The following is a 24,772-nucleotide window of genomic DNA, read 5'->3' as shown; positions in this document are numbered from 1 at the left end:
TCGGGTCCTGCAGTTGCCGGCACCAATGCAGTAAATATTTTTTGGTGAATTAATTTATGTATCAATTAGAAATAGATCCCGGCCAGCTAAGCTTGGCACAACTGCGACGAATCGCGCGCGAGTCAGTTCAGCTTTCCCTGGCAAAAAGTGCCTATCCCGCTATCGAAGCCTCCGCCCATACCGTCGCCCAGGTCATTACTGAAGGTCGTACGGTATACGGTATCAATACCGGTTTTGGTCTGCTGGCCAACACCCGTATTGAAAAGCACGATCTGGACAATTTGCAGCGCGCGATCGTATTGAGCCACGCCGCCGGTACCGGCAATTTTATGAGTGAAGCCACCGTGCGCCTGTTGATGGTGTTGAAAATAAACTCCCTTGCGCGGGGTTTTTCCGGCGTGCGCCCGCTGGTGATCGAAGCCTTGATGCAGCTGGTCAATGCCGGTGTTTACCCTGCCATACCAGAGAAAGGTTCCGTGGGCGCTTCCGGCGACCTGGCGCCATTGGCTCATATGAGCGTGGTGCTACTGGGAGAAGGTGAAGTCTTTATCAACGGAGAGCGCAAGAGCGCACAGGAAGGTCTCAAAGTGGCGGGCTTGGAGCCCATTACCCTGGCGCCTAAAGAAGGTCTCGCCCTGCTGAATGGCACCCAGGCCTCCACCGCTTTTGCCCTACTTGGGCTGCTTGCCAGCGAAGACCTGTTCGCCGGAGCTCTGATAACTGGGGCCATGACACTGGAGGCCGCCAAGGGCTCGCGCCGCCCCTTCGACGACCGCATCCACGCCGCGCGCGGCCAACGTGCACAGCGGGATGTAGCAACGATTTACCGGGAGCTACTCGGTGAGACCAGCCAAATCGGTGACTCGCACGAGTTTTGTGAAAAAGTTCAGGACCCCTATTCCCTGCGCTGCCAGCCCCAGGTGATGGGCGCCTGTTTGCAGCAGATGCGCTTTGCGGCCGAGGTATTACTGGGCGAAGCGAATGGTGTATCCGATAACCCATTGGTATTTACCGATACCGAAAATCCGGAAAATTCCGATATTATTTCCGGCGGCAACTTCCATGCAGAACCGGTAGCTATGGTTGCCGACAACCTGGCACTGGCCCTGGCTGAAATCGGCTCTTTATCGGAGCGTCGTATGGCACTGCTGATCGATAGCAACCTATCCGGCCTGCCGCCGTTCCTAGTAGAGAACGGTGGGGTCAATTCGGGCTTTATGATCGCCCAGGTCACATCTGCAGCGCTCGCCAGCGAGAACAAGTCCATCGCACATCCCGCCTGCGTGGATTCTTTGCCCACCTCCGCCAACCAGGAAGACCACGTCTCCATGGCTACCTTCGCCGGTCGTCGCCTGCGGGATATGGCTGACAATACCTGCGGTATTCTCGCGGTGGAATTACTTGCGGCCTGCCAAGGATTAGATTTCCGCGCGCCACTCAAGTCCACAGAAAAGCTGGAAGCCGCCAAAGCAAAACTGCGCGAACGGGTGCCTTTCTACGATAAAGACCGCTACTTTGCCCCGGATATCGAAGCGGCCAAACAACTTCTCAGCAGTGGCGTTTACCTGCAATCCGTCAATCCTAATCTGCTGCCCAGCAGCCGCTGATCCGCCGCCGCCCACTGGAAACCAGCTTGGCCAGACACCGGGAGATCAGCTGCCCGGTGTCTGGCCAATATTTAGTGGTTTAACCTGCCTGCCGACCCTACCTTTTCTGATTCTGAGCAGGAGGATCTCTTCATCTCGACACTCAAAAATTTACCTCCCGCAATACAAACCCACTTTGCTTTCCAGGTTCACTAGGGCATTTATTTTTCAAAATGATGATTTTCGCGCCAAAAGTGCTAGGCTGAATTTAGATGTTTTATCCGCCAATAGGCGTGGAGGTCTTGATGAAACCACTGTCCAGAAGGCTTCTTCATAGCTCTGGTTGTGTAGTCGCCATTGCAGCAGGGCTCATCCTATCAGCCTGTAACGGAACCAGTGGCTATCCCTGCGGTGGCAATGATTGTTCAGCCAGTTATTACGGATACAGTCCTTATTACAACAAGACCTATTACAACCTGCGCGGCCGCTATGCCCACTGCCACCCGGACGGGACCTGTCACAACATGCAGCATTGTAATTTCTATTGGGACGGAAACTTCTATCGCCTTAGACCGCCCGCCGTCGTGAATACCCAATATCAAGTAGTTGATCCGCCTCCGCGCGCAAGACCCTACTGAACCCGAGATTACGTGCGCCTATTTGGCGCACTTAAGGGGCTTGGCCCCTGCCGGGCCTCTCCGGGGGGAAATTCCACTTACCGGAGAATGCACTATGAATAGAGCGGTTAAGACGGTGATTTTCGCCGCAACGGTTTGCACAGCCCTGACATTGGGTGCCTGTGCAACCGATGGTTACAACGCAGGCTACAGCGGGGGAACCGTTGCCTATACCTCCTCCGGCAGTTTTCCCTATGCGACGCCCAACTATTACGCTTCGAGTAACGTCTATTTAACATCCTACCAAACACCGGTCTATCAAACTGTCGGCTATACGCCTGTTAACAGGTACTATTACGGCGGTGGTTACGCTAACTATCGCGCTGTCCCCGCTTACCGCGGCAATCCACGATACCGGGCTCGCTACTATTATCGCGGCCTGCCCTACTACAACCGCTTCTACTACCCGCGCTCACCCCATGTTCGCTATCGCGCCCACCACCGCGGCTATAGAAGCTACCACCATCGCGGTGGATATCGGAGCCATCGCGGATATCGAAGTCACCGCGGATATCGGGGCCATCGCGGCGGACATCATCGCGGTAGACGCTAACTCATCTAACTTTTAAGCCATTCACCCCGCTGTGCGCATCGATAACTCTAAAAGTGCATAGCGGAGTATTTTATCCCTCTAGATTAGGCAACAACTCCTCCACATAAACTGCCCTCTTCAGCTTCATACCATCTCTTGTCGCCACGTTTAACAAATTGGCGCGGAATGCCTCACGTTGACAGCTATTGCCTCTACCCTGAATGAACAAGCGATACCGCATTACGTGACTCAACAAACAGTACGAGGTAACTACGGTGCAGAAAATACTGTCTATTCTGTTCGCCGTGGCCCTAGCGACAGGAGTTGCCGGTTGTTCAACAACCGCGCCCCAGGGAAGCCCAAAATTGTTAACATTAAATGGTGAGAAGTTTCGCTGTATAGAGCAGGAATTGGAAACCAAAATATTGGTTCGATGCGTTCGCTCGAGCTAAATATTTTTGAAAGTTATTCACGAAAACCATTGACGCTGCGATTTTAAAGCGGGGTATTCTGGAATAATTCCAATAAATTCGCGCGATCCTTCTTAAGGCACACGAACAATACGCAAAGTATCCGTATGTCCGCCAATATCCTGTTGGTAACCTCGGGATATCAGCACAAAATCACCAGACTTCAACAGATTGCGTTGCGACAAATGGGTTATTGCCTTTTGATCCCGTAAATAACCATCTACCCCCGCCATATCCATTAATACCGGATCGACACCACGATACAAAGCAACACGATTGCAACATTTTTGATGTCGGCAAAAAGCGTAAATGGGAATTAGCGAACAGACCCTCGACATCAGCAGTGCGGTATTACCCGTTTCGGTCTGGCATACAATGGCTTTAATTTCACGGCAGTGATTGGCTATCGTCATCGCCGCCATGGCGATACAGGCATCGCCGGCCGGGTAATCCCCCCTCAAACCCTCTCGCATCGAGTACATATTACGGTGTTTTTCCGCACCAACTATGACCTCGGCCATATGTGTGACTGTCTCAACCGGAAATTCTCCTGCGGCGGTCTCAGCAGATAACATTACTGCGTCAGTGCCATCCAGCACGGCATTAGCCACATCACAAACTTCTGCACGGGTCGGCACCGGACTGGAGACCATCGATTCCATCATTTGCGTTGCCGTAATAACAACACGATTCAAATAGCGGGCAAAACTGATTAGGTGCTTTTGCACTCCCATTAATTCTGCATCACCAATCTCTACCGCCAAATCTCCGCGAGCAACCATTATTGCATCGCTGGCCAGGATCAATTTTTCCAATCTGGCATCATTGGAAACCGCCTCTGCCCGCTCAATTTTAGCGACGATATGTGCGGTTCCACCGGCTTCCCTTAACAATTTCCTCGCCCTGTGAATATCTCGTGCATCGCGAGGGAAAGATACCGCGAGATAGTCTACTTTCAATTCCGCTGCAGCCTTAATATCCCCGCGGTCTTTTTCTGTCAACGCAGGTGTAGTGAGCCCCCCCCCTTGTTTATTAATTCCCTTTCTATCGGACAACCAGCCACCAGATTCAATAGTCGTTTCCAGTGATGAGCCGCTAATTTTTTTGACACGTAAACCCAAACGACCATCATCCAACAGAAGACAGTCTCCCAGCTTGCAGTCTTCAGCCAAGGACTCATAATCCACCCACACGCCGTTCGAGTCGCCGCTCTCTTTGCCCCAACCGGGATCTAGAATAAATTCTCTCCCTTTACTTAAGTACACACGCCCACCAATAAATTTTCCGACACGGATTTTGGGTCCCTGTAAATCCGCCAACAAAGCGATATGTCGACCTTGACGCTTGGCTTCCTCTCGCACAAATAGAGCTCGACGCCGGTGGTCATCAATTTTTCCGTGGGAGAAATTCAAGCGCACCGTATCGACGCCGGCGGCTATCAATTGCCGTAGTGTTTCCTTTTTATCTGTGGCCGGGCCTAGGGTGGCAACAATCTTAGTGCGCCTGATCATGCCTGTTAACTTCCTGTTATTAGTGGCCGAGTACGCTTTTTCTACATCAGGGCAAGCATAGCTTGTCACGGGTGTCGTCTCGTCATTGTGGCCAACAACTAAGCTTTTACGAAAGCCAAAAAGTGGCTGATCGGTATGTGGGTGCAGAAGAAGGATTTGAGTTAGGGAGTTATTCGTCGATGAGCAGGTTAGTACAAGTATGGCTGGTAGGAGCCCTGCTGGTTATCGGCGGCTGTCTCACAAACCGCGTTGAAGAGGCCCAGGTTGTACAGTCGGCAGGCAGCATGGGGGCTGTGTGCGGGAAGAAGTGGCAACTGGTACGTTTACGTGTCCGTGGCGCCGTTGTTCCCATTCAAAGGCCCACAGACTTTACCTTCCTGTGCAACCTGCAAGGCAATGTGATGGGAAGAAGCGGAATCAATACCTATCGCGGCGAGGTGCAGGTAACCGGAAACGGCCAGCTATTGTGGGATACATCCAGCTTTGTATCGACAAAGATGAGCGGGTCCGAACTACAAATACAACAAGAAAACACTTACTTGTTTGCCCTTGCTGGTACTCGCCAAGCTTTTACCAAGTCTCGTGGGAGCCGCTTGATATTACGTGACCCCTCGGGTGAAATCTATATAGAATACCTTAACGCCGGTCCTTGAACGCCGCCACAGACGGCCAGTCACTTTTTAGGTTTAATGTCGCAAAAATAATGAGAACGACATCATGCCACGTCGTACTTTCTACTTACTACTGATTTCAGCCCTGTGCGGCCTAACGCTCTCAGGATGTAGTACGCCAACGCCACCTGTCCCCCAGCTGCAGCGATCGGCCTGGTCCGCCTGTGATCAGGAGTGGGTCTTAGCGAGCCTGTCCTATTCCGGGCGCACCTATGAATCGACGCTGATGTGGAGTAAGTTCTGGCGAAACAGGCCTTTCTTCAAGTGCGACCGCTTTGGCTATGTACGTGGTAACGGCGGAATTAATCCCTACTTGGGACGCTTTTCCCTCGCCAGCACTGGGGCCATCAGCTGGCAGCGTATCCCCGCCATTTCCCGTATGGGAGAGCTGCAACCCAGCGATGAACTGGAAATCGATTACCTTAACGCCCTGAGAAAATCCGAACTGATGGTTGTGGTGGGGAATAAAATGATGTTGAGTAGTACCGATGGTAGCTCCCGTATTGAGTTCGACCTGGTGGATCGCAGTTATCGTCAGGCGCGCCCCTATAAAAAAGGCGACCCTTTGGGTCGCCAAAATCACAATCAAGAAGAATCAAAAAGGTGAGCTATAAGAAGCATTCCCTGGAGGAAAGCCACAGCGGCACATCTTAACCTGCAGAAATGACAGGGGCGTTACAAGGACCTATTCAGCCCCGTCTCTGATGTTTTTCCCAAATCTCCTGGCGCTTGCGCTGACTCTTCTTCAGCAACAGGTAAGTCGCACCGAGTCCACCGTGTTGCGGCTGAGCACTGTGAAACGCCAATACGTCATCTAATTGCGGTAGCCAGTGCTTAATACAGCTTTTTAGTAACGCCGGCTGTTTACGCCCTTCACCTTTGCCGTGAGTGATTAGCGCGCAACGGACATCCGCTTGGACACAGTCTCGTACGAATTCCATCACTGCACTGCGCGCCATTTCCACGGAGTGACGGTGTAAGTCGAGACGTGCGTCCACACTGTACTTACCCAGGCGAAAGTTGCGGTAGACGCCGTTCTGTACACCGTCGCACTTAAATTCCAGTGGGTCCCATGGCGCCACCAAATCGATATATTCACCGGAAAGGGGGTTCAATTCCCGCTCTGTCTTGTGAGTGGCAGCTGCACGACGCTCCCTTAGTATCAACTCGGACTGTTTAGGCTCCTTACGCAAAGTAACGCAGCGTTCCTGCGCCAGTGGTTTGACGTCTCCCATCTCCCCGAGAGCATCTTTAAAAAGTTTGCTGTCGCTGCTCACAAATACCCCCTACCAGCGTCAGTCGAGAAATAAATCCTTGGTTAAGTTGTCTGCGTTGGCCGGATTGTGGGCATAGCCGGTGAAGTCCTTCACACCGCGCTCCGCCAACAACTCTTCATCGATTAACTGGCGGCCACTTAAAGCCGCATCTTGTGTGGTCAGCACTTCGTAGGCCGCATCAGCCATAATTCCGGGTTTGCGGCTCTGTTTAAACATTTCGCGGTTCCCTACCGCAAACTCGATCGCTGCGGTAGCCACCAATGTACGCGGCCACAAGGTATTGACGCTGATGCCGACTTCGCGCAGTTCTTCTGCCAGCCCCAGGCTAAGGATAGTCATACCAAACTTTGACAGCGCATAAGGCGCGAAAGGCCCGAGCCACTTGGGCTGAATGTTCAGCGGAGGGCACAGACTGAGGATATGCGGGTTGTCCGCTTTCTTCAGGTAAGGAATTGCCAGGTGGGCGGTGAGATATACCGCACGGCTATTGATGCTCTGCATCAGGTCATAGCGCTTCGGTGGTGTGGATTCCACATTGGTCAGGTTAATGGCACCGGCATTATTAATGACCGTATCAATACCACCAAACTTATCGACGGCCTCAGCCATCGCCTGTTCTACCCGCTGTTCATCGCGCACATCCACTTGTAGCGCCAGGGCCTTGCCGCCGGCATTTTCAACTTCCTTTGCCACCGAAAAAATAGTGCCGGGCAGCTTTGGGTGGGGCTCGGCCGACTTGGCCGCAATCACGATATTGGCACCGTCCGCCGCGCACTTGAGGGCAATAGCACGACCGATACCGCGGCTGGCACCTGTAATAAAGATGGTCTTGTTGTTAAGCACCCCTGAATTTTCAGTCAGGGTAATAAACTCTTCACTCATTTTTCTCAGCCTCCGGGGCAGTCACTGCCGGACTGTAAATTTCCTTGAAGATCGCCGGTATGCGTTTTGGCTTGCCACTGGAAAGCTCAATGCACACCAACCGCCATTCGGCCCGCAATACCACAGCCTCATCGGCGGCACGAAACACCTGAAAGCGACGAGTCATATTCAGTCGCCCATCCATGTCGGTCAGCCAGGTACCAAATATCAACTCCTCTCCCTCTCTCGCCGCCAGTATATAGTCATACTCGCTGTGGCGAATGGCCATTCCCCGGTCAAGCTGCTGATAATTAGTGACATCCAAGCCCAGAGCCGCGCTGTGCGCCCAAGCGGAAGCCTCGCACCAGCGTACATATTCCGCGTTGTTGGCATGGCGCAGGCCATCGACATGCTCTGCTCCGACCACCACACTGCGAACAAATGGATTGGCTAAATCCCACTGCATAAGCAACTCCCGACTCAATTAAAAGCGCAAAACAGGAAATAGTTTCACAAGGTTAAAACTTATCTCCTCTGGATTACAGCTATAAAAAAAGGCCCCGTTAAGGGACCTTTTTATCGTTTTATCGGGGCTAAAGCGAATTATGCGTTCGCCTGTACACCCTCGGCTTCTTTCTGCGCCTTGTTCAGGGCCGCAGCGAACAGGGCATCGAAGTTCACCGGTGGCAGCATAAGAGCAGGGAAGGAGCCCTTGACTACTGCGTTGTCGATTACTTCACGGGCGTAGGGAAACAGAATTTGCGGGCAGGCGGTGTTCAGTGCCTGGGCCAGTTGTTGGCCCTCTAGGCCTTTAATACCGAACAGGCCAGCTTGTTTTACTTCAACCAGAAAAGCGGTGTCCTCTTCCAGCTTCACGGTGATAGTCAGGGTCAGGGCAACTTCATACAGATCTTCGTCAACCTTGGCTGTCTTGGTATTCAGCTCTTGGTTTACCTGGGGCTTCCACTCTTTTTTGAAGACCTCAACACCCATCGGAGTTTCGAAAGAGAGGTCTTTCAGGTAGATGCGTTGCATTGCAAATTGAACCTGAGGAGCCTCTGCGTTTGCCGCCGCGCCGTTTAATTCTTCAGCCATGTTACTGCCTGTTCATTATAAAAAATTTATTAATGCCTTCCGTGAGAAAGGCTCCGCATATGAGCCAAAAGTTGGGGCCTACACAAACTGTTTCAAGGCCCTGACCGGATAAATAGCAAAAATTGGGGACCGCGTGTTGCCGGTCATGTCAATTTCCAATTAACCGGCGGCTTTCAGCAGATTATCCAGTTTGCCACTGCGCTCCAGCGCCATCAGCTCATCGCAGCCTCCCACATGACGCTTGCCAATCCAGATCTGTGGCACCGAACGACGACCTGCTTTGGCGGCCATATCCGCGCGCAGTGCGGGGTCGTTATCCACAGGAATTTCACGGTAGGCGACCCGCTTGCTGTCGAGCACCTGCTTCGCACGGATGCAGTATGGGCAAAAACGAGTGGTATAAATCACTACACCCTGCATTACAAAACTCCACCAAATGCCATCAATTTATTGACCCAACTACCCCTTGCCCTTGACCACCGGCAGGTTCTGGTTGGCCCACTCGCTCATTCCGCCCTGCAGGCGGCGTACCTGAAAACCTTTTTGTTTCAGCAGGCGACCTACAGGACCTCCGTGCTGACCCATTTTGTCGGCGACAATGATGGTCTTATCCTTCAGCGGTTCCAACTCGGCAATACGATCCGTTACCTCGCCGTGGGGAATATGTACAGCGTCAACAATATGTCCAGCGGTGAACTCGCCACGATCGCGTATATCCAGTACTTTGGCCCCATCGCTGTTGATCAGCTTGGTAACTTCATGCAGAGACGCCGGCACACCAGACTTGTATCGTTCACTCAAAACAAAAGCGTAAAGCAGTGCCACAAGTAGGCCGACCAGCAGCCACTGCTCACTCAAAAAGTCCAAAAAATCCACTCCGCCCCCAAAATCCATAAGTGGTTATTGATAGGGCGCAGCGGCGCCCAATACCGGCGGGAGTATACACTATCGTGGCGAAATTCTAACCAGCCAAATCCCACCGCCCCAACGGTGATGTAATCTGGCTTAAGCTAAATGACATGGTTAAATGGCCGCTTCACAGGTTAAAATCCGCGTCCGCAATTTATACCCCCGGAAGAGGAATACTGTCGCTATGGCCGCTACCCAAGCCCCGCAAAAACGCCCCCTGGTCCTGTTGATTCTGGACGGCTTCGGCCACAGCGACAATCTTGAGCACAATGCGATTCACGCCGCCAACTCTCCGGTGTGGGACAAAATTTGGGCCTCCCGTCCCAAGACTCTTATTCAGACTTCCGGCATGGCCGTAGGCCTCCCAGATGGCCAAATGGGTAACTCCGAAGTGGGTCATATGACACTGGGTGCCGGGCGCGTGGTGTACCAGAACTTCACCCGTATCAACAAAGCGATCCAGGATGGCGACTTCTTCCGCAACGAGGTCTACACCTCGGCGGTCGACAAAGCCGTCCGCAATAATGGGGCAGTGCATATCATGGGCCTGCTGTCCGAAGGCGGTGTACACAGCCACGAGGACCACATCGTCGCCATGGTGACCCTGGCCTCCCAGCGTGGAGCCCGCGCTATTTATGTTCACGCTTTCCTCGACGGCCGCGACACACCACCGCGCAGTGCTGAGCCCTCCCTGGCGCGCTTGATGCAGGTGTGTGATGCCGTCGGCAACGCCCATATGGCCACCCTGGCCGGCCGTTATTTTGCAATGGATCGGGACCAACGCTGGGAGCGCACAAAATCTGTTTACGACATGCTGACACTAGGCACTGCGGAACATCGTGCAAACGATGCCCTGACAGGGCTGGCCGCCGCTTACGAACGCGGTGAAAACGATGAGTTTGTCGCTCCGACAGTGATTGGCGAGTCCGCGCCTATCCAGGACGGAGATGCCCTCATATTTATGAATTTCCGCCCGGACCGCGCACGCCAGCTGACCCGCGCTTTCACCGAACAAAATTTCAACGGTTTTGAGCGCGAGGCAAAACCACAGCTGGCCGACTTTGTCATGACCACTGAATACGCTGCCGATATCCACGCCAGCTGCGCCTTTCCCCCCGAAAACCTGATCAATTCCCTGGGTGAGTTCCTGTCTGCACAGGGAAAAACCCAACTGCGCATCGCCGAGACCGAAAAATACGCTCACGTCACCTTTTTCTTCAGTGGTGGCCGTGAAGCGCCCTACACCGGCGAAACCCGTGAACTGATCAAGTCCCCGGATGTGGCCACTTATGATCTACAGCCAGAAATGAACGCGCCGGAACTCACTGACAAACTGGTGGCCGCAATCCAAGGTGGCGAGTACGACGCGATTATCTGTAACTACGCCAACGGCGATATGGTCGGCCACACTGGCGTATTCGAAGCCGCAGTAAAAGCCGTAGAAGCCCTGGATCAATGTGTCGAACAGGTGGTGAACGCCACGCTAAACGCCGGTGGTGAAGTATTGATCACCGCCGACCACGGCAACGTCGAAGAAATGTTTAATGCCAATTCTGGCCAAGTGAGTACCCAGCACTCCACCCTGCCCGTGCCTTTCGTCTATGTCGGTTCGCGCAATGTGCAAATGTGTGACGGAGGTAGTCTGGCGGATGTAGCGCCAACCATGTTAGCGTTGATGGATCTGCCACAGCCGGCGGAAATGACCGGCCAAAGTTTGGTAAAAATGGACTGATGAAAACTCTCGCACTCTTTCTGATCACCCTGCTGTCGCTGCCCGCCTGGAGCCAGGCTGAAGGCGATGAGCAGGCGCGCCTCGCGGAAATCAAGCAACGTATTGAATCCTTACAACAGGAGCTCAACCAAGTGCGCGGCCAGCGCGATCAGTTGCTAGAAGATTTGGAAGATAATGAGAAGGATATTTCCGGGCTACACCGGCGCATAGACCAGATCCGGGAGGGGATGCGCAGTCGCTCTGAGCGGCTGCGCGAACTGCAGCAAGAACAACAACAGCTGCAAGAATCGCGACGAAGTATGCAGCGGCGGGTCGAACAGGAGATCGCCGCCGCATACCGACTAGGTCGACAGGAGCAGATCAAACTCCTCCTCAACCAGCAAGATCCACAGAACGTCGCCCGCCATCTCCGCTACCACGATTACTTCCTCCAAGAACGCAGCCGCATCATAGACTCTTACCTGGAAACCCTCGCTTCATTGGACACTGTAACTACATCCATTGAGCGCGAGCGCGAAACCCTGGAAGCAGAACGTGAGCAGCTGCAAAAACGCCAGAGCAAACTGCACAATGCGCAAAAGAACCGCAAGCTCACCCTGGAGAAACTCGCCGCACGCCTCTCCAACGGTGGTGGCGAACTCCAACAACTACAGGGAGACCGCTCGCGTCTGCAAAAACTGATCGACGAGGTGGGCCACGCTATCGCTACTCTGGTGAGCCCCGGAGAGCAGAAACCCTTTGCACGCCAGCGCGGCAGGATGCAGTGGCCAGTCAAAGGCCGTCGCGCCAATGCATACGGACAGCGCCGCGCCAATGGCATCACCTGGAAGGGCGTTACCTTGCGCGCTAAGGAGGGCAGTCCGGTTCAATCGATACATCGCGGACGTGTGGTTTTTTCCGACTATCTGCGTGGCCACGGCATGCTTGTCATCCTCGACCACGGCGAGGGTTATATGAGCCTCTACGCTCACAACCAATCCCTCACCCGTAATATCGGCGAGTGGGTGGAGAGTGGGGACACCATCGCACGGGTAGGCAACAGCGGCGGCCTTAGTCAGAGTGGTGTCTATTTCGAAATCCGCCACCGTGGCAAGGCTCAAGATCCAACAGTTTGGTGTCGTGCCTGAAGCCACTGATTGGCCGGATTGCAGCTGCCGCAATGGCACGGACACCCTTATCCTGGGCGCGGCGCCCAACCAAGACACAGGGATCGTGGCTCACAAACATTGGCACTCGCGATCACAGACCCGCCTAATAGTCCCCAGGCTACAACTCTGGTCCCGTCCCTGTGCTAATTAATGAGAACGCTTTAAACCAAAGGCCCGGAATAACGACTTTAAGTTACCCGCCAATAGCGGGGAAAACCGGGGTTCCGTCCAGTTGTAAGACCCCTGGGCTTATGACGACTAAGGCTGTGACACTGTAGAATTTGGCGTTCACTTAGAATCCCTGCCAATCTCTGCGGTCTACACTTTCGCAAAGCAGCGAAGAAATAAGGCAGAGGTCACAACAATATGTTCATACCCAAGGCGCTGACGACCCTGATCGGCGCGGCCGCTCTGACAGCCCTGCCTTTAATGGGTCTAACCGACGGCGATACCCAACAGCGTATGGCTGCAGACAGTGCAGCGCGCCTGCCACTGGAAGACCTGCGCAGCTTTGCGAAAGTATTCGAGCAGATTCGCCAGGGTTATATCGAGGAAGTGGACGACCGAACCCTGCTGGAATATGCCATTAAAGGTATGCTGCAGGGCCTAGATCCGCACTCCTCCTACCTGGATCGTCGCTCATTTGACGACCTGCAGGCCAACACTACGGGCGAATTTGCCGGCCTCGGTATCGAAGTCGGTATCGAGAACGACCATATCACCGTTGTGACCCCGATGGATGACACTCCCGCCTCGCGCGCGGGCCTCAGAGCGGGTGATATGATCCTGCGCCTGTCGGGCAAATCCATGAAAGGCGTCAGCCTCGACGAGGCAGTGGAATGGATGCGCGGCCCCAAAGGCAGTAGCGTTACCCTGACGATCGCCCGCAAAGGCCACAAACAACCCTTCGATGTCACCCTCAAACGGGATACGGTGCGCGTTCGCAGTGTACGTAGCAAAATCCTCGACAAAGGTTACGGCTATTTGCGCATCAGCCAATTCCAGCTGGATACCGGAGCCGATGTCACCGAAGAGCTGATCAAGCTGCAAAAGAAAGGTTCGCTAAAGGGGTTGGTTATCGACCTGCGCAACAACCCCGGCGGCGTACTGCAATCGTCAGTGGAAGTAGCCGATGCATTCCTGGAAGAGGGCCTGGTAGTCTATACCGAAGGCCGCAATGAAGCCGCCAACCTGAGCTACTCCGCCGAACCGGGCGATTTGACTGAAGGCGCCCCATTGGTAGTGCTGATCAATGCAGGCTCCGCTTCAGCGGCGGAAATTGTTGCAGGTGCCTTGCAAGACCACCGCCGCGCGGTGGTGATGGGTACCGACAGTTTTGGGAAAGGCTCAGTGCAAACCGTCATTCCAATCAATAATGAGCGCGCGATCAAACTCACCACTGCGCTCTACTTCACCCCCAATGGCCGCTCAATCCAAGCCCAGGGCATCACTCCTGACATAGTGGTGGAACGGGTAAAAGTCACCCGCCTGGATGATTCGCCGCGGCCTACGGAGGCCGATCTGGCCGGTCACCTAAACAATGGCAACGGTGGCGCCGATCGCACTTTTGAAGACCGCTCACGGGAACAGGAAGGTCGCGAAGACTGGATGGACCGCGACAACCAAATCTTCGAAGCCCTCAATGTGCTCAAGGGCCTCAATCTCTACGCTCACAGGGACAGGGATAGGGGTTTGCGCGAGCGCCTTGCCCGCGCAGACGAACAGCAGTAAACAGCGTGTGGCGGGCCCAGCGCTCGCCGCACTCGAGCCCTACAGACGCATCTCAATTCCCGCGTTCTGCATAAAGGCTTTCGCCTCGGCAATACTGTGCTCTCCAAAGTGGAAAATGCTCGCCGCCAACACCGCGTCGGCACCACCCTGTAATACACCATCCGCCAGATGCTGCAGATTCCCCACGCCGCCGGAGGCAATGACCGGTAGCGGCACCGCCTCGGTAACCGCCCGGGTCAGGGCCAGGTCGAAACCATTCTTGGTGCCGTCCCGATCCATACTGGTGAGCAGAATTTCCCCTGCGCCATAGTCGGCCATTTGCCGAGCCCAAGCCAGCGCATCGATACCGGTAGGTTGGCGACCGCCGTGAGTAAAGATTTCCCAGCGGCCCTCGCCAACTTGCTTGGCATCTATAGCTACCACAATACATTGGCTGCCAAAGCGCTCGGCCGCCTCGCGCACAAACTCCGGGTTCTTAACGGCGGCTGAGTTAATCGCGGTCTTATCGGCACCGGCATTCAGCAGGTTGCGGATATCCTGCAAAGTGCGTACACCGCCGCCTACCGTGAGCGGGATAAACACCTCGTGAGCCATTTTTTCCACTGTGTGCAGGATGGTGTCTCGCTGCTCGTGGGTGGCGGTGATATCGAGAAAAGTAATTTCATCGGCTCCCGCTTCGTTATAGCGGCGGGCTATCTCCACCGGGTCACCGGCATCACGGATTTCGACAAAATTCACGCCTTTCACTACGCGACCCGCGTCAACATCCAAGCAGGGAATAATACGTTTCGCCAGAGCCATTATTTGTTCCGTTGGTCGCAGAGCTGCTGCGCCTCACGCAGATTCAATTTGTCTTCGTAGATCGCCCGGCCGGTAATCGCACCGTAGATTTCACCCGCCTCCAGCAGCTGTTCAATATCCTCGATACTGCTGACACCACCGGAGGCAATAATAGGCACTTGCACCGCGCGCGCCATTTCCAGGGTCGCCTCAATATTAACGCCCTGCATCATGCCGTCGCGGGCGATATCCGTATAAACAATAGAGCTGACCCCACAATCGGCAAACCGCTTAGCCAGCTCCGTCGCCTTAAGCTCGGAAACCTCCGCCCAGCCCTCAGTGGCTACCAGGCCGTCTTTGGCATCAAGGCCCACAATAATATGGCCCTCAAACTCGCGGCAGGCCTCGGCTACCAATTTGGGATTTTTTACCGCTGCAGTGCCAATAATGGCCCACTGAACACCGGCATCCAAATAGCGTTCGATCGTGTGCAGATCGCGGATACCACCACCGATTTGTACCGGCAAATGGGGGAACTGCCTGGCAATGGCGTTCACAGCTTCGCTGTTGACCGGATTGCCAGCAAAAGCGCCATTCAGGTCCACCAGATGCAAGCGCTTAGCGCCCTCGTCTACCCAGTGCTGTGCAGTGGCGAGCGGGTCATCGGAGAACACTGTGGCATCATCCATTTCGCCCTGGCGCAAACGAACGCACTGGCCATCTTTTAAATCAATCGCGGGAATTACAATCATATCTTTTCTTTACGTCGGCGGTAATTTCAATGTGATCAGAGGGTCATCTCTATCAGAATCAGACTCGACCATTCCAACTGACAAAATTCTTTAACAGTTGCAAGCCTGCTTCAGCGCTCTTCTCCGGATGGAACTGAGTGGCGAAGATATTTCCCCTGGCCACTGCCGCAGCCAGGGACACACCGTACTCCGTTTGCCCGGCAATATCCGGGTTATTATTCGCGGGCACGTAGTAGCTGTGAACAAAATAAAAACGACTGTCATCGGCAATATCGGCCCACAGGGGATGCGACTGCGTCTGCTGCACACTGTTCCAGCCCATATGGGGGACTTTCAGACGCTCGGCGCTCTGCGTTGGCGGAATATTATTGCCAAAGAACTTTACCGGCTCCGAAAAAACCCCCAGGCAGTCAACGCCATTATTTTCCTCGCTGTGGTGCATCATGATCTGCATACCCACACAGATCCCCAAGACCGGGGTGCCCGCACGAATAACATCGCGCAGCAGCGGCGCAAAACCCGCATCGACAAACCCCGCCATGCAATCGCGAATCGCGCCCACTCCCGGCACTATCATGCGCTCGGCATCCTCGGCCTGCTCCGGCGTCTGAGCCAGCACCACTTCAGCCTCGGGTGCCACTTTGTTCAGGGCACTGGCCACTGAGTGCAGGTTGCCCATGCCGTAATCAAGTACCGCAACCTTGCCCATCACAGCACTCCCTTGGTGGAAGGCATAGTACCGGCCATACGCGGGTCCAGAGTCAGTGCCATACGCAGGGCACGACCAAATGCCTTAAATACCGTTTCCACTTGATGGTGAGCGTTGTGGCCGCGCAGACAGTCGATATGCATGCTTACCATCGCGTGATTCACAAATCCCTGAAAAAATTCGTAGAACAATTCGGTATCAAAGTTGCCGATACGCTTCTGGGTGAAAGGCACGTCCATTACCAGGCCGGGCCGCCCGGAGAAATCGATCACCACGCGGGAGAGTGCCTCATCCAGAGGCACGTAGCTGTGGCCGTAGCGGGTCATGCCCTTCTTATCCCCCAAAGCCTGGGTGATGGCCTTACCTAGGGTAATGCCGATATCCTCCACCGTATGGTGGTCATCGATATGAGTATCGCCATCACAGCTGATGTCCATGTCGATCATGCCGTGGCGGGCGATTTGATCGAGCATATGCTCCAGGAAAGGAACCCCGGTATTGAACTGGCCATGACCTTGGCCGTCCAGGTTAACGCTGACTTCAATCTTGGTTTCCAGGGTGTCACGGGTGACGCTAGCTGTGCGCATCGAGAGCAATCCTTATTGGGACGATAAGACAGAGGGCGCAAATTATAGGATGAATGACACTCCCTGTGGCCCGCTAGTGACAGATGAAACTTGATTCGTAACAGTTAAGTTCTATCATGCTGCGCATGGTTACCTTAAAGCGCCGAAAATCCCAATACTGGGCCAGCCTGTTTCTGCTACTCGCCATAGTCGCAGCTCAGCCGCTGTGGGCGGAGCACTTCCACGTGGGCAATACCCAGGTGGAAATGTGTGACCTGTGCTGTATGCATTCACCTGCAGCACTCGGCAGCGAGCCATTGCTCGTTCAGGCTGAGCCCCAAAGTCACTACAACCAGCCCTCTGTGCCAACAGCACGCGATTGCCAGCCAGAGCGCCAGAATGCCCGCGCCCCTCCCGTTTCCCTGTCACTCAACTAACCCCAAAAAACTGATAATTTTTTAGCGGATGGCCGCGCTCGTACGCGTATGGCGACATCCGCCTGTGACAGGAATAAAAACCAATGTCTAAGTTCAACACTTTGGCCCTGGCCATCGCCAGCTTGGCTGTGTCCGCTATTTGCGCCGCAAAAGACAGCCATCAACTGGAAGAAGTTAACGTCACTGTCTCGCCTCTGGATAAGCCGGCTGATGCCGTAGCCGCACCCGTATCGGTACTCTCCGGCGAGACCCTGCGTAAAGCCGCTTCCGCCACTCTCGGCGAGACCCTGAAAAACCAACCGGGTGTCGCCAACGCCTCCTTCGGCAGTGGCGTCGGCCTGCCGGTCATTCGTGGCCAGAGTGCCAACCGGGTGAAAATCCTGAACGACAATCTGGATGTGTCTGACGCCTCCAGTACCAGTGCCGACCACGCCGCCAGTGTCGAACCCCTTCTGGCAGAGCGCATCGAGATACTGCGCGGCCCCGCCGCCCTGCGCTACGGCAGCGGCGCCATCGGCGGGGTCGTAAATATTATCGACGGACGTATCCCTACGGAGGTGCCCGAGGAGGTTAAAGGCGCGGTAGAACTTCGCCACGACTCCGCCAACCGCCAAGACGCCTCAGTATTTCGCTTTAGCGGCGGTGCCGGGCAACTGGCCTGGTATTTCGACGGTGTCTACCGCGAGAACGACGATACCGAAATTCCCGGTCTCGCGATTGTCGAACATGAAGAACACGATCACGACGAAGACGAAGGCGAGCACGAAGAGGGGTTCAACACCGACGGCTACGTGGGCAACACCAATGCCCGCGCCCACAGCTACAGTGGCGGTGTTTCCTGGATTACGGACAGCGGCTATTTCGGCCTCTCCATCAACAAGCTGGAAAACAACTACGGTATCCCCCTCGGCACCCACGAGCACCACCACGAAGAAGAGGAGCACGAGGAAGAAGATCATGAAGAAGAGAGCGAAGTGGAAGCGGTGCGCATCGATATGACGCAAACCCGCTACGATCTCAAAGGCGAACACCGCTTCGACAGCAATTATTGGGACAAGATGCGCCTGCGCATCGGCTACAACGACTACGAACACGTTGAGCTGGAAGAGGACGCGGCCGGTACCCGCTATGCCAACCAAGCTTGGGAGGGCCGGCTGGAAATCACCCATGACAGTGGCAGCGAGTGGCGCGGTGCCTACGGCCTACAGCTGTCCGATAAAGACTTCACTTCAGACGAAGGGGCATTTATCCAGCCCTCCCGCACCCGTAGTGCCGGCCTTTTCACCATGAAAGAACGTGAGTGGGGCAACTGGCATCTGGACCTGGGCGCACGTATTGGGCGTGTCGATGTCGATCCGGAATACGAAGAAGATCGCAACTTCAATCTATTCAGCACCAGCGCCACCTTGCAGTACTTCCTGCAAGAGCACCAACATATCAGTGTCGGAGCCACCCGCTCCGAGCGCGCCCCGGTAGCCGAAGAATTGTTTGCCGACGGCGAGCACCTGGCCGAGGGCACATACTTAATTGGAAACAGTGACCTGGACAAAGAGCGCTCCATTAATCTGGAGCTGGGCTATCACCACCACAATGAAGCAGCCCGTGGCTGGCACGCCGCCCAGTTTGAAGCCAGTGTCTTCTTTAACCGCATCGGCGATTATATCTACGCGCAGAACACCAATGACCTGTTTGATGAAGAGCTGCCCATTTACGCCTATACCAATCGCGATGCCACCTTCTACGGTGCTGAAGCCTCGGTGAAATTTCCCCTGCGCAGCAATCTCTCCCTGACCCTGTTTGGCGATATTGTGCGCGCCAGTTTCGATGAGGATATTGCCAGAGAAAGTTCCGACGTACCCCGTATGCCGCCCCTGCGCCTTGGGATCGCCCTGGGAGCGGAATACGATCAGTGGGGTTGGGAATGGCGCACTACTGAAGCTGCGGACCAGAATCGCGCCGGCGCCTACGAAGACGAGACTGACGGTTATACCCGTATGGACCTGAGCGCCCACTACAACTTCAATATTGGCGACAGCGACGCAGTCATCTTTGCCAGCGCCCGTAACCTGCTCGATGAAGAAATCCGCAACTCCACCTCCCTACTGCGCGACTACGCCCCCGAAGCGGGCCGCAGTATCGAAGCCGGTGTGCGGTTTATTTTCTGACACACACCTGCTTCAATGGCCCCGCAGCGCATTCCCAGCCTCGCGGGGCTGCATCTCCTACAATTCCGGCATAACCTCTTTGTAGAAGTGCGCGGGAACATCGAGCCGCGCTGCGGCGTCTGATAAGTGGAAACACACAACTAATATTCTACAAAACAACAGGGACAATGCTCTCCATGGCCTGGATCAAGCGCACTTTTATCGCACTTTTGATTGTCTTCCTGCTGCTCGCCGGCGCCGTCGCCTGGCTGCTCGCAGGGCTCGATATCAACCAATACAAACCGCAGTTGGAAAAGCTCGCCGCCAAGCAGGGCATCTCCTTGCAGCTAGAAGGGGATATCGGTTGGCAGCTATGGCCCAAGATCGGCCTCCAACTGGAAAATGTACAGCTGGCACCACTGAAACTGCCAAAACAAACCTTGGTCAAGGCAGACAAAATTGCCATCGGTGTGGCCCTCAAACCTCTACTGCAACGCAAAGTAGAGGCCGAAGAAATTGTCTTGGTAGCCCCGCAAATTGAGCTTAGGGTCGACAAAGAAGGGCGCGGCAACTGGGAACTGATTATTGAGGCCCTGGAAGCGCAGAGCAAACAACCCCCCAAACTCTCCATCCCCAAAGAACAGGAAGAACCGGCGCAACAACAGGTTGAGCTAAGCCTGCAAAAATTACGCATCGAAAAAGGCCTGGTGCTCTACAACGATGCCCAGACCAACAAGGAATACAAGGTCCAAGACCTCCAGGTAAGCGCTATTAACCTAGTGCCGGGCGGCGAACCGGGCAAGCTCACGGCCACTGCCGACATCACCGGCAACAACCTGAAACACCCACTGAAGTTAAAACTCGACAGCACGCTTGCTGTGGATGAGGGGCTTAACGGCTTGCGCCTGCAACCGCTGCAAGTAAATTTCACCTCTGAGAACACTGCCAGGGCCAGCCTGCATATGCGCGGCTACCTGCGCAGGGACAGCAGCACCCAGCCCTGGCGCATACAGTTAAATATCAATGCCAGTGCCGACCCACTGCGCCCCTGGTTCGAACTGACCGGCTCCGAAATCGACACCCGCGATAAAGCCGCTCTGCAAAAACTGAGTATTGAAGCCAGCATCGAAGGTACCGAGCAAAAGCTCGACCTAACCCCGCTGCAACTGCAATTGGACAATGCCACCTTCAGTGGTAATGCCCAGTTGCGCAATGCAGAAATGCCTGGACTGGACCTTAATCTACGCGGCAGCGCTTTTAACCTGGACAACTACCTGCCCCCGTCTTCAGAGGAAAAAGGTCAAGCAGCGCAAACACAGCAGGGCTCCAGTGACGACAAGGTCCCAGCAGCCAGCGGCACTGAACAAGTGGAGCAAACCGCACAAAGCGACCAGTCCCAGGCGGTTAAGTCCAAGACGGCAACGGCGCAACCCACAGCACAGCCGCTGCCACTCAGCGAACTGCGCGGCTTCAATGCCAATATCAGCCTGGCCCTGGATCAACTGCGTGCCGCCGACTTGCAGATGGACAGCCCAGAGATACAGCTCACCATCGACAACGGCCTCTACCGCCTACAGAAACTCAGTGCCGATATTTATGGCGGTCAGCTAAACACCAATGGCCAACTCAATGCCCGTGCCCAGTCCGCCGAGGCACAAATGCGCGGTGGTCTTACCGACGTGGATATCGGCAAGGTACAGGAAGCGCTGTTCCCCAGTGAAGAGGTCGAGCTGGCCGGCAAAGCCAGTGTCAATTGGGACGCCAAGACCCAGGGAAAAACCTCTGTAGACCTACAAAAAAACTTGCGCGCCTCCGTAAAGGTTTCCAGTAAAGAGATGACGATTTCTCCATTCAATCTGGAGAAAAACATGTGTCAGCTGTTCAGCTATGCCGAGAGCACCGAAATGCCCACGCGGGACTGGCCCGAAAGCACCGGTTTGCAAGACCTGCGAGCAACCATCGCGGTCAAAGGGAATGATGTTGAGGTAAGTGAAATTCTTGCCGGCATCGAAAATATCGCCCTTACCGGCGATGGTGAAGTAGACCTGAAAAAGCAGGACTTCGACTTCAAACTCGGTCTCGCCTTGGTCGGTGAGAGTACCTCTGCCGACGGCTGTACCGTGCGCAACGAGCGCTGGCGCAACCGGCCGCTGCCGCTGCGCTGCAAAGGCGACTTCGACGATGTGAATATCAGCACCTGCAAACCGGACAGCCGCCGCCTCGACGACTTAGTACGCGAGGAGCTAAAACACAAAGCCAAAAAGAAATATGGCGATAAAGTGGAAGAAAAGGTCGACGAACTGAAAGAAAAACTGAAAAATTTGTTCGGCCGCTAAGGCCCCGCCAAAGTGCACCGGGCCCACCCGGTGCACCGCTTCCGCGTTCATTCACAGACTCCAGCCCCGCAGTATCCCCATGACCCCAAAGCAATTCCAAAACGCCGCCCTGAAATGGTTCGACAAGCAAGGGCGCAAAGACCTCCCCTGGCAGCAGGACATCAACCCCTACCGCGTGTGGGTATCCGAGATCATGCTGCAACAGACTCAGGTCACCACGGTGATCCCCTACTTTGAGCGCTTTATGCAGAGCTTCCCCACTCTGCAAAGTCTCGCCCGCGCGCCCCAGGACAAGGTCCTGGCGCACTGGAGCGGTCTCGGCTATTACGCCCGAGCCCGCAACCTGCACAAATGCGCGCAGACAATCGCTGAGGAACATGGGGGTGAATTCCCCCGCGATGTGGAAGCGCTCATTGGGCTGAGTGGCATCGGCCGCTCTACTGCCGGCGCTATCGCCAGTATCAGCATGGGACTCAGGGCGCCAATCCTCGACGGCAACGTCAAACGGGTACTGGCCCGATTCCACGCGGTGGAGGGCTGGCCTGGACAAACCGCCGTTGCCAATCAATTGTGGGAACTGGCCGAAACCTACACCCCGGACAAACGTGTGAACGACTATACCCAGGTGATGATGGATCTGGGCGCCACCCTGTGCACTCGCTCCAAACCCCGCTGTGAAGAGTGCCCGCTAAAGAAATCCTGCGTGGCCCACGCTCAGGGCAACCCACAAGATTACCCTGGCAAGAAACCGCGCAAGGAAAAGCCTCTGCGCAGCACCACACTATTACTGCTGGAACACAGTGGAGATATCTACCTGCAACAGCGTCCACCCAGTGGCATTTGGGGCGGACTCTGGTGCCCCCCGGAATCCGACAGTGCAATTGACTGGCTCAAAGCCCGACGCTGGCGCGCCGATGAGATCCAAACGCTGCCCACCCTACGCCACACCTTTACCCACTTCCACCTGGATATTTCCCCGGTGTGGATACAGCTGGGCAAAGTCCCCGCACGGGTAGCGGAGAGCGGCGCAGGCTGGTATAAACTGCGACGTTTAAACCGCCCTCGCGCGGCCCAGGAATTGGGGCTACCCGCCCCTATCGTCAAGCTGGCAAAACAACTAGTGGCGCTGCAGGCCCCCCTGCTCGCCCCAACCACTGCCGACTAAAATCAGGAGGAGTCCATGTCCAGAACCGTATTCTGTCGCAAGTACCAAGAGGAATTGGAAGGCCTGGATGCACCGCCCTTCCCCGGCCCCAAAGGCATGGACATCTTCGAGCATGTTTCCAAGAAAGCCTGGCTGGAATGGATGTCCCACCAAACCATGCTGATTAACGAAAAACACCTGAACATGATGGAGCCCTCGAGCCGCGCCTACCTGGGCGACCAGATGATGAAGTTCCTAAGCGGTGAAGCATATGACGCCGCTGACGGCTACGTGCCTCCAGAACAGCAGTAACTCGGCCTTCCAAAGCCCCCTCAATAAAGAAAAAAAACTTTTTACAATCAAAGGGTTGACTCGGACATGGGGAAGGGCTTTAATACGCGCCTCGCGACACAGGGGCAACCCAGAAAAATCGCGAAGCCCGGATAGCTCAGTCGGTAGAGCAGGGGATTGAAAATCCCCGTGTCGGTGGTTCGATTCCGCCTCCGGGCACCATATTTAAACCCGCGTCAGCACTCGCTTTCGCGGGTTTTTTATTGTTTTCTAAACGTGCCAATTAACGCCAAAAACCACTAAAGTGTCCACGTAGAATTTTTTTGGTTCTCAATTGCCCCACCTGTGGGCACCAGTGATCCGCTGTCGGCCTAGACGAAACCCTTCTTCACTTCTCTTCAAAACTCTTCATTATTGTGTGGAAAGCCAACTTGCCCTAGAGCCCGCACCACCTCATAGCCCGACCTCTTCCTCAATTTCACCAACCAAAAGAAAGCCAAAAGTCGGCAGGCGTGGGGAGGAGTGACCGGCGGCCCGTTTGCCGGTATGTTTTTTTGATCAGAGTGGCCGGGAGGCCGTAGAGTTAGCGGGGCTTGGCGGGAAATTATTGGTTTGGGTTGCCCCAGGAAGATTTGTAGAATTTTGAAATTTGGTAGGTGTGTGATTACTGTGTGCTACGGGTTTTAAAGCTACTTATTGGGTTGATAGGATTTGGCCTTTAATAAATCACAAGAAGGGAAGTGATATCATTTCTGGGGGAGTGATTCTTTTTATTACAGTGGTTGGGAAAGTCACCATGATGGCCAATAAGCTAAGCGGCAAAGAAACCGATAGTTGGAAGTCTATCCTGGAAATTTTATAGATTTCTGAAATGGCCTAGACGAAGGTAACTTGCGGAAGAACCCTTAATTTACTGTTAGAGATGCGGAGGAAATGTGAAAATAGAGGGAATAGATGTTGAGAAATCACTATATGATTTCATACAAGAGCAAAGTGACGCCCTTCAAAATAATATTAGCGAACAAGCCATCTCTCACCAGTTAGCAACAAAATTAACGCCATATTTTCCAGGTTGGACTATAGATTGTAAATATGATCGAGAAGGGAATGATATTAAAAAATTAATGTATGCAATCTCTCCCAAGGGACATATTTTTCAGCGTGAAGTCGTACCAGACGTTATTATTCATAGACGAATTACAACAGAAAATCTTTTAGCAATTGAAGTTAAAAATCCACCAATCGAGAAGCAAGCTTCAAAGATCATTCAAAACTAACTGCTTTCCGTGAACAGCTAGGCTATCAACACGCATTATTCGTAAGATTCTTAACAGGGCAAGAAAAGGTAGGAATGGCTGAAACAATACTTCGGACAGTTTTAGGGGGCGAAATAGGTAGGAACCACGGCCAGAT

25 protein-coding genes and 1 tRNA gene are annotated in these 24,772 nt (G+C 54.4%); 15 read left to right on the top strand and 11 right to left on the bottom strand.

The annotated features are described in order from the left end of the window. Positions 1-56: 56 nt before the first annotated feature. From hutH to MO867_RS11815, 3 genes are all read left to right on the top strand, one after another. A complete protein-coding gene (gene hutH, locus MO867_RS11825; RefSeq protein WP_252467129.1) occupies positions 57-1,607 on the top strand; it encodes a histidine ammonia-lyase in 1,551 nt (516 codons plus the stop codon). Positions 1,608-1,891: 284 nt separating this feature from the next. Then, a complete protein-coding gene (locus tag MO867_RS11820) occupies positions 1,892-2,224 on the top strand; it encodes a hypothetical protein (protein ID WP_252467107.1) in 333 nt (110 codons plus the stop codon). A 94-nt stretch (positions 2,225-2,318) separates the two neighbouring features. Then, positions 2,319-2,816: a hypothetical protein gene (locus MO867_RS11815; protein WP_252467105.1), complete on the top strand. Its 498-nt coding sequence runs from the start codon at positions 2,319-2,321 to the stop codon at positions 2,814-2,816. A 523-nt stretch (positions 2,817-3,339) separates the two neighbouring features. On the opposite strand, the gene pyk is transcribed toward MO867_RS11815, so the two are convergent. Then, positions 3,340-4,776 (bottom strand): pyruvate kinase, encoded by a 1,437-nt coding sequence (gene pyk, locus MO867_RS11810; RefSeq protein ID WP_252467103.1) that lies wholly within the window; start codon positions 4,774-4,776, stop codon positions 3,340-3,342. A 179-nt stretch (positions 4,777-4,955) separates the two neighbouring features. Between pyk and MO867_RS11805 the strand changes: the two genes are divergently transcribed. Both MO867_RS11805 and MO867_RS11800 read left to right on the top strand, forming a co-directional pair. Beyond that, a complete protein-coding gene (locus tag MO867_RS11805) occupies positions 4,956-5,429 on the top strand; it encodes an META domain-containing protein (protein WP_252467101.1) in 474 nt (157 codons plus the stop codon). 64 nt (positions 5,430-5,493) lie between these two features. Then, positions 5,494-6,054: an META domain-containing protein gene (locus MO867_RS11800; RefSeq protein WP_252467099.1), complete on the top strand. Its 561-nt coding sequence runs from the start codon at positions 5,494-5,496 to the stop codon at positions 6,052-6,054. Between the two features lie 82 nt (positions 6,055-6,136). On the opposite strand, the gene smrA is transcribed toward MO867_RS11800, so the two are convergent. From smrA to MO867_RS11770, 6 genes are all read right to left on the bottom strand, one after another. Continuing rightward, complete coding sequence (gene smrA / locus MO867_RS11795; protein ID WP_252467097.1) at positions 6,137-6,724, bottom strand: DNA endonuclease SmrA; 588 nt, start codon at positions 6,722-6,724, stop codon at positions 6,137-6,139. Positions 6,725-6,742: 18 nt separating this feature from the next. Further along, positions 6,743-7,606 (bottom strand): SDR family oxidoreductase, encoded by an 864-nt coding sequence (locus MO867_RS11790; protein WP_252467095.1) that lies wholly within the window; start codon positions 7,604-7,606, stop codon positions 6,743-6,745. Next, positions 7,599-8,051 carry an acyl-CoA thioesterase gene (locus tag MO867_RS11785; RefSeq protein ID WP_252467093.1) on the bottom strand — a complete coding sequence of 151 codons (453 nt, stop codon included), beginning with the start codon at positions 8,049-8,051 and terminating at the stop codon, positions 7,599-7,601. The genes MO867_RS11790 and MO867_RS11785 overlap by 8 nt, the downstream gene beginning before the upstream one ends. A 137-nt stretch (positions 8,052-8,188) precedes the next feature. After that, positions 8,189-8,680: a protein-export chaperone SecB gene (gene secB, locus MO867_RS11780; RefSeq protein WP_252467091.1), complete on the bottom strand. Its 492-nt coding sequence runs from the start codon at positions 8,678-8,680 to the stop codon at positions 8,189-8,191. Between the two features lie 159 nt (positions 8,681-8,839). Beyond that, positions 8,840-9,100: a glutaredoxin 3 gene (gene grxC, locus MO867_RS11775; RefSeq protein WP_252467089.1), complete on the bottom strand. Its 261-nt coding sequence runs from the start codon at positions 9,098-9,100 to the stop codon at positions 8,840-8,842. Positions 9,101-9,139: 39 nt separating this feature from the next. Next, positions 9,140-9,556 carry a rhodanese-like domain-containing protein gene (locus tag MO867_RS11770; protein WP_373565884.1) on the bottom strand — a complete coding sequence of 139 codons (417 nt, stop codon included), beginning with the start codon at positions 9,554-9,556 and terminating at the stop codon, positions 9,140-9,142. Between the two features lie 217 nt (positions 9,557-9,773). On the opposite strand from MO867_RS11770, the gene gpmI reads away from it, so the two are divergent. The 3 genes from gpmI to MO867_RS11755 all read left to right on the top strand — a co-directional run bounded on the left by gpmI (position 9,774) and on the right by MO867_RS11755 (position 14,200). Continuing rightward, complete coding sequence (gene gpmI / locus MO867_RS11765) at positions 9,774-11,321, top strand: 2,3-bisphosphoglycerate-independent phosphoglycerate mutase (RefSeq protein WP_252467084.1); 1,548 nt, start codon at positions 9,774-9,776, stop codon at positions 11,319-11,321. After that, positions 11,321-12,448, top strand: a complete 1,128-nt coding sequence (locus tag MO867_RS11760) for a murein hydrolase activator EnvC family protein (RefSeq protein WP_252467073.1) — start codon at positions 11,321-11,323, stop codon at positions 12,446-12,448. The genes gpmI and MO867_RS11760 overlap by 1 nt, the downstream gene beginning before the upstream one ends. A gap of 387 nt (positions 12,449-12,835) precedes the next feature. After that, the gene (locus tag MO867_RS11755; protein WP_305884245.1) at positions 12,836-14,200 is read left to right on the top strand and encodes a S41 family peptidase; all 1,365 of its coding nucleotides are present in this window, start codon (positions 12,836-12,838) and stop codon (positions 14,198-14,200) included. Positions 14,201-14,239: 39 nt separating this feature from the next. Here MO867_RS11755 and hisF read toward each other — a convergent pair whose 3' ends face one another. Genes hisF through hisB form a run of 4 tightly spaced genes read right to left on the bottom strand, consistent with a single transcriptional unit; the run spans position 14,240 to position 17,028 of the window. Continuing rightward, on the bottom strand, positions 14,240-15,001 hold the full coding sequence (hisF, locus tag MO867_RS11750; protein ID WP_252467050.1) for an imidazole glycerol phosphate synthase subunit HisF: 762 nt from the start codon (positions 14,999-15,001) through the stop codon (positions 14,240-14,242). Then, positions 15,001-15,732, bottom strand: coding sequence for a 1-(5-phosphoribosyl)-5-[(5-phosphoribosylamino)methylideneamino]imidazole-4-carboxamide isomerase (hisA, locus tag MO867_RS11745; RefSeq protein ID WP_252467048.1), 732 nt, complete (start codon positions 15,730-15,732; stop codon positions 15,001-15,003). The genes hisF and hisA overlap by 1 nt, the downstream gene beginning before the upstream one ends. Before the next feature lie 58 nt (positions 15,733-15,790). Then, positions 15,791-16,441, bottom strand: a complete 651-nt coding sequence (gene hisH, locus MO867_RS11740; protein WP_252467046.1) for an imidazole glycerol phosphate synthase subunit HisH — start codon at positions 16,439-16,441, stop codon at positions 15,791-15,793. Continuing rightward, the gene (gene hisB, locus MO867_RS11735) at positions 16,441-17,028 is read right to left on the bottom strand and encodes an imidazoleglycerol-phosphate dehydratase HisB (RefSeq protein ID WP_252467044.1); all 588 of its coding nucleotides are present in this window, start codon (positions 17,026-17,028) and stop codon (positions 16,441-16,443) included. The genes hisH and hisB overlap by 1 nt, the downstream gene beginning before the upstream one ends. 116 nt (positions 17,029-17,144) lie before the next feature. On the opposite strand from hisB, the gene MO867_RS11730 reads away from it, so the two are divergent. From MO867_RS11730 to MO867_RS11700, 7 genes are all read left to right on the top strand, one after another. After that, the gene (locus MO867_RS11730; RefSeq protein WP_252467033.1) at positions 17,145-17,444 is read left to right on the top strand and encodes a hypothetical protein; all 300 of its coding nucleotides are present in this window, start codon (positions 17,145-17,147) and stop codon (positions 17,442-17,444) included. A gap of 83 nt (positions 17,445-17,527) precedes the next feature. After that, positions 17,528-19,609, top strand: a complete 2,082-nt coding sequence (locus MO867_RS11725) for a TonB-dependent receptor (protein ID WP_252467031.1) — start codon at positions 17,528-17,530, stop codon at positions 19,607-19,609. Positions 19,610-19,785: 176 nt separating this feature from the next. Continuing rightward, positions 19,786-21,924, top strand: a complete 2,139-nt coding sequence (locus tag MO867_RS11720; protein WP_252467029.1) for an AsmA family protein — start codon at positions 19,786-19,788, stop codon at positions 21,922-21,924. A 79-nt stretch (positions 21,925-22,003) separates the two neighbouring features. Next, on the top strand, positions 22,004-23,089 hold the full coding sequence (gene mutY, locus MO867_RS11715) for an A/G-specific adenine glycosylase (RefSeq protein ID WP_252467017.1): 1,086 nt from the start codon (positions 22,004-22,006) through the stop codon (positions 23,087-23,089). A 15-nt stretch (positions 23,090-23,104) separates the two neighbouring features. Next, the gene (locus tag MO867_RS11710; protein WP_252467015.1) at positions 23,105-23,380 is read left to right on the top strand and encodes an oxidative damage protection protein; all 276 of its coding nucleotides are present in this window, start codon (positions 23,105-23,107) and stop codon (positions 23,378-23,380) included. A gap of 125 nt (positions 23,381-23,505) precedes the next feature. Beyond that, positions 23,506-23,581: transfer RNA gene (locus MO867_RS11705), tRNA-Phe, on the top strand. Between the two features lie 713 nt (positions 23,582-24,294). After that, on the top strand, positions 24,295-24,636 hold the full coding sequence (locus MO867_RS11700) for a hypothetical protein (RefSeq protein ID WP_252467013.1): 342 nt from the start codon (positions 24,295-24,297) through the stop codon (positions 24,634-24,636). Positions 24,637-24,772 lie beyond the last annotated feature (136 nt).

It is taken from the genome of Microbulbifer okhotskensis (assembly GCF_023895975.1).
Classification (GTDB): domain Bacteria; phylum Pseudomonadota; class Gammaproteobacteria; order Pseudomonadales; family Cellvibrionaceae; genus Microbulbifer; species Microbulbifer okhotskensis.
Note: the sequence above shows the minus strand (reverse complement) of the source record. Positions and strands in the feature narration are given on the sequence as shown.

Bases quoted from the DNA above. Each gene is read 5' to 3' on its own strand.
- hutH (WP_252467129.1), top strand. From the start codon at position 57: ATGTATCAATTAGAAATAGATCCCGGCCAGCTAAGCTTGGCACAACTG.
- MO867_RS11820 (WP_252467107.1), top strand. From the start codon at position 1,892: ATGAAACCACTGTCCAGAAGGCTTCTTCATAGCTCTGGTTGTGTAGTC.
- MO867_RS11815 (WP_252467105.1), top strand. From the start codon at position 2,319: ATGAATAGAGCGGTTAAGACGGTGATTTTCGCCGCAACGGTTTGCACA.
- pyk (WP_252467103.1), bottom strand. From the start codon at position 4,776: ATGATCAGGCGCACTAAGATTGTTGCCACCCTAGGCCCGGCCACAGAT.
- MO867_RS11805 (WP_252467101.1), top strand. From the start codon at position 4,956: ATGAGCAGGTTAGTACAAGTATGGCTGGTAGGAGCCCTGCTGGTTATC.
- MO867_RS11800 (WP_252467099.1), top strand. From the start codon at position 5,494: ATGCCACGTCGTACTTTCTACTTACTACTGATTTCAGCCCTGTGCGGC.
- MO867_RS11790 (WP_252467095.1), bottom strand. From the start codon at position 7,606: ATGAGTGAAGAGTTTATTACCCTGACTGAAAATTCAGGGGTGCTTAAC.
- MO867_RS11785 (WP_252467093.1), bottom strand. From the start codon at position 8,051: ATGCAGTGGGATTTAGCCAATCCATTTGTTCGCAGTGTGGTGGTCGGA.
- secB (WP_252467091.1), bottom strand. From the start codon at position 8,680: ATGGCTGAAGAATTAAACGGCGCGGCGGCAAACGCAGAGGCTCCTCAG.
- grxC (WP_252467089.1), bottom strand. From the start codon at position 9,100: ATGCAGGGTGTAGTGATTTATACCACTCGTTTTTGCCCATACTGCATC.
- gpmI (WP_252467084.1), top strand. From the start codon at position 9,774: ATGGCCGCTACCCAAGCCCCGCAAAAACGCCCCCTGGTCCTGTTGATT.
- MO867_RS11760 (WP_252467073.1), top strand. From the start codon at position 11,321: ATGAAAACTCTCGCACTCTTTCTGATCACCCTGCTGTCGCTGCCCGCC.
- MO867_RS11755 (WP_305884245.1), top strand. From the start codon at position 12,836: ATGTTCATACCCAAGGCGCTGACGACCCTGATCGGCGCGGCCGCTCTG.
- hisF (WP_252467050.1), bottom strand. From the start codon at position 15,001: ATGGCTCTGGCGAAACGTATTATTCCCTGCTTGGATGTTGACGCGGGT.
- hisA (WP_252467048.1), bottom strand. From the start codon at position 15,732: ATGATTGTAATTCCCGCGATTGATTTAAAAGATGGCCAGTGCGTTCGT.
- hisH (WP_252467046.1), bottom strand. From the start codon at position 16,441: ATGGGCAAGGTTGCGGTACTTGATTACGGCATGGGCAACCTGCACTCA.
- hisB (WP_252467044.1), bottom strand. From the start codon at position 17,028: ATGCGCACAGCTAGCGTCACCCGTGACACCCTGGAAACCAAGATTGAA.
- MO867_RS11730 (WP_252467033.1), top strand. From the start codon at position 17,145: ATGCTGCGCATGGTTACCTTAAAGCGCCGAAAATCCCAATACTGGGCC.
- MO867_RS11725 (WP_252467031.1), top strand. From the start codon at position 17,528: ATGTCTAAGTTCAACACTTTGGCCCTGGCCATCGCCAGCTTGGCTGTG.
- MO867_RS11720 (WP_252467029.1), top strand. From the start codon at position 19,786: ATGGCCTGGATCAAGCGCACTTTTATCGCACTTTTGATTGTCTTCCTG.
- mutY (WP_252467017.1), top strand. From the start codon at position 22,004: ATGACCCCAAAGCAATTCCAAAACGCCGCCCTGAAATGGTTCGACAAG.
- MO867_RS11710 (WP_252467015.1), top strand. From the start codon at position 23,105: ATGTCCAGAACCGTATTCTGTCGCAAGTACCAAGAGGAATTGGAAGGC.